Below are 13,386 nucleotides of genomic sequence, written 5' to 3'. Positions count from 1 at the left end.
GCGATGGCGTTGCGTTCCATATTCGCTCCCAATTCGGCGACGATCTCGGTCCCCGGCAAATCCTCGAACGCGCTCAATACGCGCAGCGGCATCTTTTCGCGCATCGCCAGTCCGACGCTGCGCACCTGGAGCACTTTCGACCCCACACCGGCAAGCTCGAGCATTTCCTCGAACGTCACCTGCGGCAGCTTGCGCGCCTTGGGGACGATCCTGGGATCGGTGGTGTAGACCCCGTCGACGTCGGTGTAGATGTCGCAGCGGTCGGCCTTCAGCCCAGCCGCAATCGCCACCGCCGACGTGTCCGATCCGCCGCGTCCGAGCGTGGCCACGCGGCCATCCTCGCTGACCCCCTGAAACCCCGGAATGACCGCCACCGTCCCCGCCTTGAGCGCCTCGTCGAGCGTCGCCGATTCGACCGCTTCGACCCGGGCATTGCCGTGGACCCCGGTCGCCTTGAGCAATTGCCAGCCCATGAAACTGCGCGCCTTGAGCCCGATTGTCTGGAGCGTCATTGCCAGCAGGCCGGCAGTGACCTGTTCGCCCGATGCGACCACCACGTCATATTCCTGATTGTCATGGCTGACAGCGGATTCGCGGCACAATTGGACGAGCCGGTCAGTCTCGCCCGCCATTGCGGAGACGACGACCAACACCTCGTTTCCCGCCTCGACCTCGCGCTTGACCCGCTCGGCAACGCTGCGGATCCGCTCGATCCCGGCCATCGAGGTGCCGCCAAATTTCATCACGATGCGTGCCATTGGCTGCCTGTTAGGAATTGTGGGCCGGAACGGCAACGTCCGTTCGTCCTGAGCCCATCGACTTCGCTCAGGGGAGCCTTGTCGAAGGACTGCTTTTTCTTGTCGAAAGTGTTTAAGGACAAGGCTTCGACAGGCTCAGCCCGAACGGATTTATGATGTCCAATGCTAGTTCAATCAAATCCAGCGAAGCCGCCCACTTCGGCGCAATGGCGGGCGATTGGTGGGACCCCGATGGCGCGTCGAAGATGCTCCACCGGCTCAATCCCGTCCGCCTCGGCTACATCCGCGACCGCATCGACCAGCATTGGCAGGTCGACGAATGCAAGCTGAGACCACTCGAAGGGCGAACTGCGCTCGATGTCGGCTGTGGGGCCGGATTGCTCGCCGAACCGCTGGCGCGGATGGGGGCAAAGGTGACGGCGCTCGATGCCGCGCCGGAGCTGATCACTGCGGCCAAGGCGCATGCCGACGCGGCCAGGCTGGCGATCGATTATCGGGCGATTGGGGTCGAAGCCATGGGCGGTCAGTTCGACCTGATCACCGCGATGGAAGTGATCGAGCATGTCGCCGATCCCAGCGCGTTCGTCGCGTCCTTGGCCGCGCGGCTCGCCCCCGGCGGCCTGTTGATCCTCTCCACCCCCAACCGCACCGCCTGGTCGAGACTGCTGACCATCACGCTGGCTGAAGGCATGGGCCGAATCCCGCGCGGCACCCACCATTATGACGAGTTCATCACCCCGGACGAAATGACCGCAATGCTCGGCGCAGTGGGCATGGAAGTGACCGACGTCGAAGGTATCGCCTTCACCCCGATGCGCGGGCTGCACCTGAGCGAGGACGTGCGGTTGAACTATCTGGTGGCGGCTCGGGCGGCCTGATGCCTTACAATCCCAAAGGTGAAATCCGCGATCATTGGCGCCGGATCGCTGCCAACCTTGTCAATTTCCGCGGGCGCTCGCGGCGCAGCGAATTGGTGGCATATTGGCTGGCCATATTGCTCATCGGCGCGGCTTTCGTCCTGACCATCTGGGCGTTTCCAGCGTTTATCGACCTTGATCTGGCATGGCTTCAGCTCTTGCTCGCTCTACCCTTCATTCCGTTGTTTGCGCGTCGGCTTCACGATCAAAATCGCTCTGGCTGGTTCGCCATGATCGTGCCCGTGCTGATCGGCCTTCGGGCGTACGAACTTTGGCTTTACCGCGTCGGGCAACTGCCGGCGCCCAAGCTTGGCTTTCCAGCCAACCTGCTAATAGGGGCGCTGGGCATCGTCGGCTGGGCGATCATCCTGTGGCCCGGAACCGACGGCCCCAACCGTTTCGGCGACGATCCGCGACTGGAGCCGTAAGGCACCAGTTACCGCTGGCAATGTAGGATTTCGCCTGCTTTGCTCAGCGCGGTTCTTTCGCATGGTCGATGTTTGCAGCGAGTCGCCGGGCCGATTGATGCTGTAGGACAAATGGTCGCTGACCATGGGTCTTTTGCGACCTTTGCGGCTTTAGAAATCGACCTTGTCGTAATGCGCCGGCGGCACGATGACCTCCATCCGCTCGCCCAGTAACGGGCGGAAGCAGGGGCGGCTTTTCATCACCGCATACCAATCCTTGGTCGCCTTGTGCCCGCGCCAGTCGAGCGCACCGAGGTAATCGATCACACTCAGATGCGCGGCGGCGGTGAAGTCGGCGAGGCTCAAGCCCGCGCCCGCGATCCAGCGGCGGTGGTCGAGGAGATAGTCGAGATAGTCGAGGTGGCCGTTGGCGACCTTCATCGCCTCGCGCAGCACGCGGGTGTCGGGCGAGGCGTTGGACACCAGGCGCTTGCGCATCCGCTCGTTCATCAGCGGCTCGACCACTTCGTGGAACAGTTTCTCATCGAACCAGGCGGTCAGGCGGCGGATCTCGGCACGGGCCACGCTATTGCCGTGGATCATCGGCATGCGGTCGACCGTCTCGTCGAAATATTCGCAGATCGGCTGGCTCCCGATCAACACCGTCCCGGCGGCGGTATCGACCAGCACCGGGGTCTCGCCCGCGGGGTTGAGGTCGATGAATTCGTCGCGCCGTTCCCACGGATTCTCGCGCAGCAACTCATGCGCCACGCCCTTCTCGCCAAGCACGAGCCGGACCTTGCGCGAGAAAGGACAAAGCGGGAATTGGAACAGCTGCCACATGGTGGTGGCTTTAGCGTGGTGACACGCGGCGTCTACCGCTTAGCGTCGTGGATAGGTGGGGTGGGGCAGATTGGCGGTGGTGCGGTCGATCTGGTCGGCGGCGCGGTCAACCGCTTCGAGGATCGACGGCAGCGCGGCCGCCATGGCGCGAGCCCCGGCCTGGATCGCGACTCCGCTTTGCGTCGCCTGGCGTTCGATCCGCTGGTCGACGTTCGGATCATTGCGGCCGGCGAGGTCGCGGACGGTGCGCTGGCGGTCGGCGCTGGTTGCGGGACGGCCCTCGATCGCGGCCTGGATCTCGCCCACCGGCAGGTTCATGAAGGCGCGGGTCAGGGCGCCGGCTACGCGGCCCATCTGGTCAGCCATCGCCGGATCGGTCAGCTGGCGCGGCAGCGGGGGCAGCTGGCTGCGGTCCGGCGCGGCAATCGCCGGGCTGGCGGCGAGGGTCAGCGGCAGTGCAATGAGCAGGAGGCGCATAAGTTGGTCCTTCGCGAATCAAGTCTCTGCCATTATCGGCAAAAAACACGCCGAAGGAAAGACTTAGCGCCCAATCACCGCATCGCAAGCCAGATCAGGGCCGCGACACCGGCGACAATCCGGTACCAGGCGAACGGCGCGAAGCCGTAGCGCTGGATGATCGCGACGAAGGCTTTGACCACCACCACCGCGACCACGAATGACACCGCGCCGCCGAGCAGGATCCAGCCGGTCATTCCCGGCGGCATCTGGGCGCCATGTTTGTAGAGCTGGAGCGCGGTGGCACCGCTGAGCGTCGGGATGGCGAGGAAGAAGCTGAATTCGGCGGCGGTCTTGCGATCCACCCCGAAGCTCATCGCACCGAGGATGGTCGCGCCCGAGCGGCTGACCCCGGGGATCATCGCCAGACACTGGATCATTCCGATGCCTACCGAATTCTTGAGGCTGACGTTGGCCACGCCGCCGCATTCGGTTGGCTTCGCCAGCCGCTCGACGATCAGGATCGCAATCCCGCCAATGATCAGCGCCCAGGCCACGACCTGCGCATTGCCGAGCAGCAATTCGATATAATTGCCGAACGCGAGGCCGAGTACGACCGCGGGGGTGAAGGCGACCAGAAGATTGCGGACGAACGCGAAGGCCGACGCGTCGCGCTGCCACATCCCGACCAGAACGTCGCGGAACGTGCGCCAGTAAAGGACGACGATGGCGAGGATCGCGCCGGGCTGGATGGCGACGTTGAACAAGGCCCACTGATTGGCATCAAAGCCCATCAGTTCGGTGGCGAGGATCAAATGGCCGGTCGACGAGACGGGGAGATATTCGGTGATCCCCTCGACGATGCCGAGGATGATGACGAGCAGCAGTTCGGTCATCGACTAGTTCACCGACAAGGGCGTGGCGCGACGGGCAAAGCGGCCGCCCTCGCGGAACCGGCCGAGCCATTCGGGCGCGACCGCGGACAGCGGGGTGGGGTCGATCCCGAAGTCGGCGAGGCCATGCGCGTCGGCCGAAACCACATTGTCGGACTGGAGCGACACCCATTGGTCGCGGGTCAATGGCGCGCCGGGCAGGAAGCCGAAGCGCGACATCAGATCGGCGGCGAAATTGGGCATGTCGACGAGGCCGGTCGACTGGCCCGCTGCCGCGCCGATCTGGCGGGTCAGCTCGCGCATGGTCATGACTTCGGGCCCGCCAATCTCAAAGATCTTGCCGCGATGCACTGGATCGAGCGTCGCGGCCGCGATGGTCTGCGCCAGGTCGCGGACGTAGACTGGCTGGAAACGGGTATTGGGCGCGATCACCGGATAGACCGGGAGCATCGCCAGCAGGCCGGCGAAGCGGTTGGTGAGCTGATCCTCCGCCCCGACCACCAGGCTCGGGCGGATGATGGTCGCTGTCGGGAAGGCGGCGCGCACCCCCGTCTCGCCGTTGCCCTTGGAGCGGGAATAATGCGACGCCGCGTCCGGGTCGGCACCGATCGCCGAAATGTGGACCAGCGTCGAGGCGCCGACGTCGTGCGCAGCCTTGGCGACATTGGCCGCCCCGCGCGAATTCACCAAATCCATCTTGCCGCCCATGATCGCGACCAGGTTGACGACCGCGTCAGCCCCGGCGACCGCGGCAGCGACGCTTGCCGGATGGGTAACGTCGGCGCGGACGATGTCGAGCTGGCCCATCCCGCCCAATGGCTGGAGGAAGAAGGCTTGGCTTGGATTGCGTTGCGCGACGCGGACCCGAACGCCGCCCTTGAGCAGCGCCTCGCACACATAGCGGCCGATGAATCCGCCGCCGCCGAAGACGGTGACGAGGCGTGGGGAGGCGGTGCGGGAGCTGGTGATCATGGCCAAGTCCCCTAGCGCCGCCCCAAGCCCGTTGACAAGCCGCCGCGCCCCCCTCTAAGCGCCGCCCCCTACCTGCAATTGACGACCCTGTGCCCAGGTGGCGGAATTGGTAGACGCACCAGCTTCAGGTGCTGGCGTTCGCAAGGACGTGGAGGTTCGAGTCCTCTCCTGGGCACCATTTTGGTCGATCGCGGCGATTTGGCGACTAGTCGAGCGAGTGCTTTCCGATCAGCGGATGCTTGACGATCATGGTGCGGGGCGACTCCTTGCCAGCCAGCGCGGCGAGGAAATCCTCGCGCCAGCGGTGGACATTGTCGTTGGACACGCCGGCCATCAGCGCGCGCCAGCGACGCTGGCGTTCGTCGAGCGGCATGGCCAGCGCAGTGGCAAGTGCATCGCTGATCGCGTCCTTGCTGTATGGATTGACCAGCAAGGCCTCGGTCATCTGCAGCGCCGCACCGGCGAATTTGCTGAGAATCAGCACGCCGGGATCATCGGGATCCTGCGCCGCGACATATTCCTTGGCGACGAGGTTCATCCCGTCGATCAACGGGGTGATCAGCGCGACGTCGGAGCTTCGGTACAGGCCAGCGAGACCGGCGCGCGGGTAGCTTTGGTTGACGTAGCGGATCGGCACCCAGTCGACATGGGCGAACTGGCCGTTAATCCGCCCCGACAGGCCATCAAGTTCCGACCGGATCATCTCATAGGTATGGACTTCGCCGCGCGACGGTGGCGCAATCTGCAGCAGGAAAGCGCGATGCTGCCAGTCCGGATGCTCCTCAAGGAAATGGCCATAACCTTCGAACCGATGGATCAGCCCTTTAGTATAATCGAGCCGATCGACCCCGATGATGACCTTCCGGCCATTGGCGCTGTCGCGGATCGTGCGCTGCGCCTCGATCGCGTCGGCACGAGTGATGAGGTCGTCGAATTCAGCGGCATCGATCCCGATCGGGAAAGCGCCGGTGAGGACCACGCGATCGCTGACAGTGACGATGCCGTCGGCGTCAACCGTGCCGTCCATCTCGCACTCGACATAATGATGAAAACTCTCGAGCCAATCCTCGGTCTGGAAGCCGATCAGATCGTAAGCGAGCATCGATTCGACCAGGCGGCGATGATAAGGCAGCGCAGTCATCAGGCGATGTGGCGGCCATGGGGTGTGGAGGAAGAAGCCGATCCGGTTGACGACCCCCATCTGGCGCAATTGGTCGCCGAGCGGGAGCAGGTGGTAATCCTGTACCCAGATGAGGTCATCGGGTTCGATCAGCGGCAGCGCGGTCGATGCGAGGCGCTGGTTCACCCGCTCATAGCCCGCCCCGAAATTGCGATCGAATTCGGCCAGATCGACGCGATAATGGAATAATGGCCACAAGGTGCGGTTGGCGTAGCCATTATAATATTCGTCGATATCCTGCGGCTCGAGATCGACCGTGGCGGTAGTGATGCCCGCTTCGCGGCTGATGTTCATCCGCCCGGTGAATTTGTCGGTCACTTCGCCCGACCAGCCGAACCACACCCCGCCCGATTCGGCCAATGCCGCGCCCAACGCGACCGCCAGCCCGCCCTGGCTGGCCCCGCCGCTGCGTGCCTTGGGGGCGCTGACCCGGTTCGACATGATGATCAGTCGGCTCACCGCACCGCGCTCCACGGCCGCGACAGCAGCACCGCGCAGTTGATCAGCCCGACCAACGAATAGGTTTGCGGGTAATTGCCCCACAATTCGCCGGTCTCGATGTCAGTGTCCTCGCTCAGCAGCCCGGCCGGGGTCAGCCGATCGAGCATTGCCTCGTACAGCGTGCGCGCCTCCGCCGTGCGGCCGACGAAATGGAGCGTCTCGATCAGCCAAAAGGTGCAGAAATTGAACGCCGTCTGGGGCAGGCCGAAATCATCTTCGGTCGAATAACGCAGCATATGATCGCCGCGACGAAGCCCCGCCTCGACCGCGTCGAAGGTGGCGATGAAGCGCGGGTCGTCAGCGGCAAGGAATTGCAGATCGTTGAGCTGGAGCAGGCTGGCATCGAGTTCGGACCCGCCCCAGATCGCCGAGAAGCGCATGTCGTCCGCATTCCACGCTTTCTTCTCGATCGCCTTGCGGACGCGTTCGGCGGCTTTCCGCCAATAGCCGGCGCGGTCGCCGAGCCCGAGGGTGGCGGCGATCTTGGCCAGCCGGTCGCACGCCGCCCAGCACATTACCGCGCTATAGGTATGGACCGCCGACTTTGTGCGAAATTCCCACAGCCCCGCGTCGGGTTGGTCGAAGGTCGCCAGCGCGCGCTCGCCGACTTGTTCGAGCGCGGCGAAATCATCGGCGGTCGCGGGGCGGAGCAGGCGCTGGTCGAAAAACGCCTGCGCGCTCGACAGGACAATCTGGCCGTAAGCATCGTGCTGGACCTGTGAAAAAGCCGCATTGCCGACCCGCACCGGCCCAAGCCCGCGATAGCCCGCGAGCCCGTCGGCAAAGGTCTCGGTCAGCTCGCCCTCGCCACTGACGCTGTACAGCGGCTGGATTTCGCCGCCCTCGCTATGGTCGATGATGTTGCGCAAATAGCTGAGATAGGCTTCGAGCACGTCGAGCGCACCGAGCCGGTTCAATGCCTGGACGGTGTAATAGGCGTCGCGGATCCAGCAGTAACGATAGTCCCAATTGCGCTCGGACCCGTCATGTTCGGGGATCGAGGTGGTGAGCGCGGCGACAATCGCCCCGGTTTCCTCATGCTGGCATAATTTGAGCGTGATCGCGGCGCGGATCACCACCTCCTGCCAGTCGAGCGGGATGGCGAGCCCGCGCACCCAATGCTTCCAGTGGCGGCGCGTGTCATGGAGCATCTGCGCCACCTCAACCTCGACATTGCCGACGAACGGCTCGTCGGGGCCAAGGAAGAAGGACAGGCTGCGCTCAAGCCGAAAGCTGCGCCCGTCGATCAATCGGCCGACCGGGGCGTCGGTCGTCAGGCGCAACGGCTGCGGCTCGGTCAGGAAGCGGATATGGTTGGTGCCATTGGTATGCTCGGCATCGCGCGCGCCAAAATCGACCGCCGGGTTGAGCGCCATCCTGACCTGCGGGCTGCCGTGGATCGGGCGGACGAGGCGCACGAACGACACCGGGCGATACATCCGCCCGCGCCGCTCGAACCGCGGGCAGAAGTCGATGACTTCGGCGGATGCGCCGCGCTTGTCGGTCAGGATGGTCGACAGAATGGCGGTATTGGCGAGGTAATTTGCCTCGGCGCTGACCTGGTCTTTCAGCGACACGCGCCACTCGCCGGCGGGAAGATCGGGCGGGGTGTCGCGCTTGGGATCGAGCAACGAGCAGAACAGGGGATCGCCATCGACCTGGGGTTGGCACGCCCAGACCATCCCGGCGGCGCCGTCGATGAGCGCGCTGACCTGGCAATTGCCGATCGGCCACAGGGTCAGCGACTTCATACCCGGGCCCCGAGAAAGGCGAGCGATGCCGCGACGCTCGGCAAGCGGAAGCGCGCGGCCGTTGGTCGATGATCGCCAATCAATATCCCGCACCCGCCAAGCGCGGCGGCAGCTTCGAAGGCATGTTCGTCGGTCAGATCGTCGCCCATGACGACAGGACGCCCGGAGGCGAACGGCGGTTCCGTCATGAACGCACGAACTGCATCGCCCTTGTCGGCGCCGGGGACCTTCAATTCGCGGACGCACTTGCCGCGTTGAAGCTCTAGCCCGGTGCGGATGGCAAGGTCGTGGGCGAACCGATCGACGTCAGCTTCGGCATGGAGCGAGTCGCGATAATGCAGCGCGACCCCGGCCGCTTTGACCTCGAGCAACAGATTGTGCGCCTCGGCGAACGTCCGGGCTGAAGCGACGGCAAATGCAAATTCGGGTGGCACTGGCGCGCGCGTGACACGACCGTTGGCGGCGCGCCGTTCCAGCCCGTGCGATCCCGCCATCGCGATCGGACCAAGCCTGATGCGGTCGGTCAGTTCATCGAGCGAGCGACCGCTAAGGATAGCGAGGCGATGGTCGAGGCGGCTGGCGAGCTGCCCAAGCAAGGTTCTGAGCCGATTATCGACGGCAGCCTTGGCCGGGTCGATCACGAAATCGACCAATGTCCCGTCAAAATCGAGGAACAGCGATGCGCCGTCGAGCATCGTCAGGGGCGGGGCGGGGAGATTGGCCATCTCAGCCTCGCCTAGCCTTGCTGCGCTTTTTGGCAAGCGTGACGCGGGCGGAACAGTCAGGGCGAGATTTCGTTGGGTTGGCATCGTCAGGGATCAGGATTGAAACGATGCGTATCGCCCAGGTTGCACCACTTGCCGAAGCTGTCCCGCCCAAACTCTATGGTGGGACGGAGCGCGTTATCTGGTGGCTGACCGAGGCATTGGTCGAGCTCGGCCATGACGTGACGCTTTATGCCAGCGGCGACAGCGAGACCTCGGCCACGCTGATCCCGTGTGCATCGCGCGGCCTGCGGCTCGACGGGATCAACAATCATCTGGCGTATACGGTGGCGATGGTCGACCGCGTTTTGGCCGATGCCGACCGCTATGATTTCATCCATTTCCACGTCGATTTCGTGCAATTCCCCTTGTTCAAGCATCTTGCGGGAAAATGCCTGACAACGCTCCACGGTCGGCTCGATTTGCCCGACTTCCTGCCCGGCTTTACCCAATTTCCCGAAGCGCGGCTGGTCAGTATTTCGAACGACCAGCGCCGCCCGGTGCCGCAGGCGAATTTCGCCGGGACGGTCTATCACGGTCTGCCCGAGCAATTGATCCCGTTCAGCCCGGAAGGAGGCGACTATCTCGCCTTTCTCGGTCGGATCAGTCCCGAAAAGCGCCCCGACCGGGCGATCGAAATTGCGATCAAGTCGGGGATGAAGCTGAAAATGGCGGCCAAGGTCGACCATGCCGACAAGGATTATTTCGACAAGGAAATTGCGCCGTTGCTCGACCATCCTCTGGTCGAATTCATTGGCGAGATTGGCGATGCGGACAAACCCGACTTCCTCGGCAACGCCCGCGCCTTGCTGTTCCCGATCGACTGGCCCGAGCCGTTCGGGCTGGTGATGATTGAGGCGATGGCCGCGGGCACGCCGACCATCGCGTGGAAGACCGGGTCGACCCCCGAAGTGATCGACCATGGTCGCTCGGGCTTCCTGGTTAGCTCGATCGACGAGGCGGTCGACGCCGTTCGACTGGCGGGCGAATTGCCGCGTCAGACGGTTCGCAGCTGCTTCGAGGAACGGTTCACCGCGCGGCGGATGGCCGAGGATTATTTGCGTCTCTTCACCGGCTCGACCATGCAGGATCGAACCCAGTTTCGGGAACCCTTCATGCTGGTTGGATGATTTGAGCGATACGAATAGCGCCGCGGTTAGCCCGCCATATCCTGTGCTGGTCGAGCGCAAGGAAGATTATCATATCGAGGCGACCGAGAGCCTGGTCGAGCGCACGTTGCGCACGCTCAAGCATAATGATCTGTTCGCGGTATTCGACAGCCAGGGCAATTTCGCAGGCGGCGCGCTCGGCCCCGATGGTTTATTCTACAAGGATACGCGCTTCGTGTCTGAATTCACGCTTCGGCTGGGCGGGGCGGAGCCGCTCCAGCTCGGATCGGTATTGCTCGACGACAATGGCGCGATGGTGGTCGATTTGACCAACGCCGATCTCCATACCGCCAAGGGTCGGGTGTGGTTGCAGCGCGAGTCGGTGCATTTGTCGCGGGTCAAATTCCTCAAGGATAATGCCTCGTTCGAGCGGATCAGGCTGCGCAGCTATGGCCCGGTCGGGCGGACGATTGCGGTCGATGTAACGTTCGACGCGGATTTCGCCGATCTGTTCGAAGTGCGCGGCACGCGGCGGCTTAAGCGCGGGACCCAGTCGTTCCGGCGCGTGTCCGATGGCGAGGTCGAGTTTCGCTATGTCGGGCTCGACGATGTTACCCGGCGGACGTTGGTGCAATTCGACCCGCCGCCGAGTGAGCTAGGCGACCGAAGCGCACGGTGGGACGTCGATCTAGATAGCGAACGTGAGCAGGCAATCGTGATCCGTACCTGCTGCCTGATCGACGATGAGAAACCAGCAAGCGAAAGCATCGCCGAAGCGTTCCGGTCGGCGCATCGGACACGGCGAGAGATGGCGTCGCAGCGGGTGCTAATCGACAGCAGTAATCCGCAGTTCGACGCCGTCATCGCGCGGGCCTGGTCCGATCTCGACATGCTGGTGACCGAGACCGAGCACGGGCCTTATCCCTATGCTGGCGTGCCTTGGTACAGCACGATCTTCGGCCGCGACGGGATCATCACCGCAATGCTGATGCTGTGGTGCGCGCCTTATTTCGCGCGCGGCGTGCTCAAGACCTTGGCCAGCCTGCAGGCGACCGAAATCGACCCGGCATCGGATGCCCAGCCGGGCAAGATCCTCCACGAACGACGCGGGGGCGAGATGGCGGCGCTCGGCGAAGTGCCATTCCGCTGCTATTATGGATCGGTCGATTCGACCCCGTTGTTCGTCATGCTCGCCGCGCAATATTATGAGCAGACCGCCGACATCGAGACGATCAAGGGCATCTGGCCCAACATCCTCGCCGCGATCGGGTGGATCGACACCTATGGCGATGTCGATGGCGATGGCTTCGTCGAATATGCGCGGATGACCGACAAGGGGCTTAGCAATCAGGGCTGGAAGGACAGTTCGGACAGCATCTTTCACCGTGACGGGCGATTGGCCCAGGCGCCGATCGCGCTGTGCGAAGTCCAAGCCTATGTTTTCGCCGCCAAGCAGGGTGCGGCGGTGCTTGCAGCGCGGATCGGCGACAGCGACCTGTCGGCCAAGCTCGCGGCCGAAGCGGAAGATCTCAAGGAGCGGTTCGAGGCGGCATTCTGGGTCGAAGAATTGGGCACGTACGCGCTCGCTCTGGATGGCGACAAGCGCCCGTGCGAAGTCCTCGCCTCCAACGCCGGCCACTGCCTATTCGCCGGAATCGCCTCGCCCGCATATGCTGCTCGCATTGCGAACCTGTTCGTCGGCAAGAATTTCAATTCGGGCTGGGGCGTCAGGACCGTCGCGGTCGGCGAAGCGCGCTATAATCCGATGGCCTATCACAATGGCTCGATCTGGCCGCACGACAATGCGCTGATCGCGCTCGGCCTCGCGCGCTATGGCCACAAGAAAGCGACCCTCTCGGTGTTCGAGGGAATTTTTGAATCGGCGATCTATGACGAGCTTCGTCGCTTGCCCGAACTGTTCTGTGGGTTCGAACGACGGCGGCGCCAAGGACCAACTTCCTATCCGGTGGCGTGTTCGCCCCAGGCGTGGGCAGCGGCAACGCCGTTCGCGCTGGTTGCGGCGGCGATCGGATGCCAGATTGATCCGCACTCGTCGTCATTGCAGCTGGTGCGCCCGGTACTGCCTAAATTCCTCGATGACCTGACCATTCGCAATATCGTGGTGGGCGAGGCGCGGGTCGATTTGCGACTTGCGCGGGTCGATGGCGATGTCACTACCGCCGTGCTCAAGCGGAGCGGCGATGTCGTGGTGACGATCACCAAATAATCAGGGTCGCGCTCAGGGAACGGGGCGGCCGTCGGCATTGCCCGGCGGCGAATAACGGCAGATCAGATAATCGAGATCGCCGCCGCGTTGCAGCGCGCAGCCGACGTGGGTCGTGCCTTTCCAGATCATCTGGGTGTAATGCGCCACATCCTCCCAATTGCCGGTGCGGCTGACGTTGGGGAACTGGCCGGGCACAAAGTGGCGCTTCTCGTTGATCCAGAAGCCGGTCATCGCCTGATAGTCATAATGGCCGCTCGACCCCATGGCGAGATTCTCGCGCTGGCCGGGGCGAGTGTCGCGCGGCGAATGCCGAAGTTGACGCAGGCTGGCGAGCGTCGGGCCATAGCTTGCGGCCGATTGGGCAAGCGTTTCGTCCCACACCATCGGCGGCGCACCGACCGCAGCGCGTTCTTGATTATGCATCGCCAGGATGCGGGCGGCCATCGTCTGCGGCGGTTCGATCGCGCTCGCTGAAAGGCATGGTGCCACGCCGGCCAACGCAGTGGCGAGAAATGTCAAAATGGCGCGTGTCTTGGTCATGGGCTTGTCCGTCGATCGACGGTCGCCCAAAATCGCTAACGGATGATGAATCGGGCGATCGGCGCGTC

At 63.8% G+C, this 13,386-nt stretch carries 13 protein-coding genes and 1 tRNA gene; 5 read left to right on the top strand and 9 right to left on the bottom strand.

What is annotated here, in order from left to right; genetic code table 11:
• On the bottom strand, positions 1-758 hold a 758-nt coding region (locus RMN73_RS03675; protein WP_309601963.1), incomplete at its 3' end, for an aspartate kinase.
• Positions 759-910: 152 nt separating this feature from the next.
• On the opposite strand from RMN73_RS03675, the gene ubiG reads away from it, so the two are divergent.
• Both ubiG and RMN73_RS03665 read left to right on the top strand, forming a co-directional pair.
• Positions 911-1,636 (top strand): bifunctional 2-polyprenyl-6-hydroxyphenol methylase/3-demethylubiquinol 3-O-methyltransferase UbiG, encoded by a 726-nt coding sequence (gene ubiG, locus RMN73_RS03670; protein WP_405051517.1) that lies wholly within the window; start codon positions 911-913, stop codon positions 1,634-1,636.
• Complete coding sequence (locus RMN73_RS03665) at positions 1,636-2,103, top strand: DUF805 domain-containing protein (RefSeq protein ID WP_309601961.1); 468 nt, start codon at positions 1,636-1,638, stop codon at positions 2,101-2,103. The genes ubiG and RMN73_RS03665 overlap by 1 nt, the downstream gene beginning before the upstream one ends.
• Positions 2,104-2,253: 150 nt before the next feature.
• Here RMN73_RS03665 and RMN73_RS03660 read toward each other — a convergent pair whose 3' ends face one another.
• The 4 genes from RMN73_RS03660 to RMN73_RS03645 all read right to left on the bottom strand — a co-directional run bounded on the left by RMN73_RS03660 (position 2,254) and on the right by RMN73_RS03645 (position 5,246).
• The gene (locus RMN73_RS03660; RefSeq protein ID WP_309601960.1) at positions 2,254-2,925 is read right to left on the bottom strand and encodes a glutathione S-transferase family protein; all 672 of its coding nucleotides are present in this window, start codon (positions 2,923-2,925) and stop codon (positions 2,254-2,256) included.
• Between the two features lie 39 nt (positions 2,926-2,964).
• Positions 2,965-3,402 carry a hypothetical protein gene (locus RMN73_RS03655; RefSeq protein ID WP_309601959.1) on the bottom strand — a complete coding sequence of 146 codons (438 nt, stop codon included), beginning with the start codon at positions 3,400-3,402 and terminating at the stop codon, positions 2,965-2,967.
• 74 nt (positions 3,403-3,476) lie between these two features.
• Complete coding sequence (locus RMN73_RS03650) at positions 3,477-4,277, bottom strand: undecaprenyl-diphosphate phosphatase (RefSeq protein WP_309601958.1); 801 nt, start codon at positions 4,275-4,277, stop codon at positions 3,477-3,479.
• A gap of 3 nt (positions 4,278-4,280) precedes the next feature.
• Positions 4,281-5,246 (bottom strand): complex I NDUFA9 subunit family protein, encoded by a 966-nt coding sequence (locus tag RMN73_RS03645; protein ID WP_309601957.1) that lies wholly within the window; start codon positions 5,244-5,246, stop codon positions 4,281-4,283.
• 91 nt (positions 5,247-5,337) lie between these two features.
• On the opposite strand from RMN73_RS03645, the gene RMN73_RS03640 reads away from it, so the two are divergent.
• Positions 5,338-5,424: transfer RNA gene (locus RMN73_RS03640), tRNA-Leu, on the top strand.
• Between the two features lie 27 nt (positions 5,425-5,451).
• Here the strand turns inward: RMN73_RS03640 and otsA are convergent.
• Genes otsA through otsB form a run of 3 tightly spaced genes read right to left on the bottom strand, consistent with a single transcriptional unit; the run spans position 5,452 to position 9,403 of the window.
• On the bottom strand, positions 5,452-6,885 hold the full coding sequence (gene otsA / locus RMN73_RS03635) for an alpha,alpha-trehalose-phosphate synthase (UDP-forming) (RefSeq protein ID WP_309601956.1): 1,434 nt from the start codon (positions 6,883-6,885) through the stop codon (positions 5,452-5,454).
• Positions 6,882-8,678 (bottom strand): glycoside hydrolase family 15 protein, encoded by a 1,797-nt coding sequence (locus RMN73_RS03630; RefSeq protein WP_309601955.1) that lies wholly within the window; start codon positions 8,676-8,678, stop codon positions 6,882-6,884. The genes otsA and RMN73_RS03630 overlap by 4 nt, the downstream gene beginning before the upstream one ends.
• Positions 8,675-9,403, bottom strand: coding sequence for a trehalose-phosphatase (gene otsB, locus RMN73_RS03625; RefSeq protein WP_309601954.1), 729 nt, complete (start codon positions 9,401-9,403; stop codon positions 8,675-8,677). The genes RMN73_RS03630 and otsB overlap by 4 nt, the downstream gene beginning before the upstream one ends.
• Before the next feature lie 107 nt (positions 9,404-9,510).
• Between otsB and RMN73_RS03620 the strand changes: the two genes are divergently transcribed.
• Together RMN73_RS03620 and RMN73_RS03615 are read left to right on the top strand one after the other, a co-directional pair.
• Positions 9,511-10,572 (top strand): glycosyltransferase family 4 protein, encoded by a 1,062-nt coding sequence (locus RMN73_RS03620; RefSeq protein ID WP_309601953.1) that lies wholly within the window; start codon positions 9,511-9,513, stop codon positions 10,570-10,572.
• A gap of 1 nt (position 10,573) precedes the next feature.
• Positions 10,574-12,778 (top strand): amylo-alpha-1,6-glucosidase, encoded by a 2,205-nt coding sequence (locus RMN73_RS03615; protein WP_309601952.1) that lies wholly within the window; start codon positions 10,574-10,576, stop codon positions 12,776-12,778.
• A 12-nt stretch (positions 12,779-12,790) separates the two neighbouring features.
• Here RMN73_RS03615 and RMN73_RS03610 read toward each other — a convergent pair whose 3' ends face one another.
• Entirely contained in the window at positions 12,791-13,318 is a 528-nt protein-coding gene (locus RMN73_RS03610) for a CAP domain-containing protein (protein WP_309601951.1), read from the bottom strand.
• Positions 13,319-13,386: the final 68 nt, after the last annotated feature.

The organism is Sphingomonas sp. (assembly GCF_031372575.1).
In the GTDB taxonomy this organism is placed as follows: Bacteria; Pseudomonadota; Alphaproteobacteria; order Sphingomonadales; family Sphingomonadaceae; genus Sphingomicrobium.
Note: the sequence above shows the minus strand (reverse complement) of the source record. Positions and strands in the feature narration are given on the sequence as shown.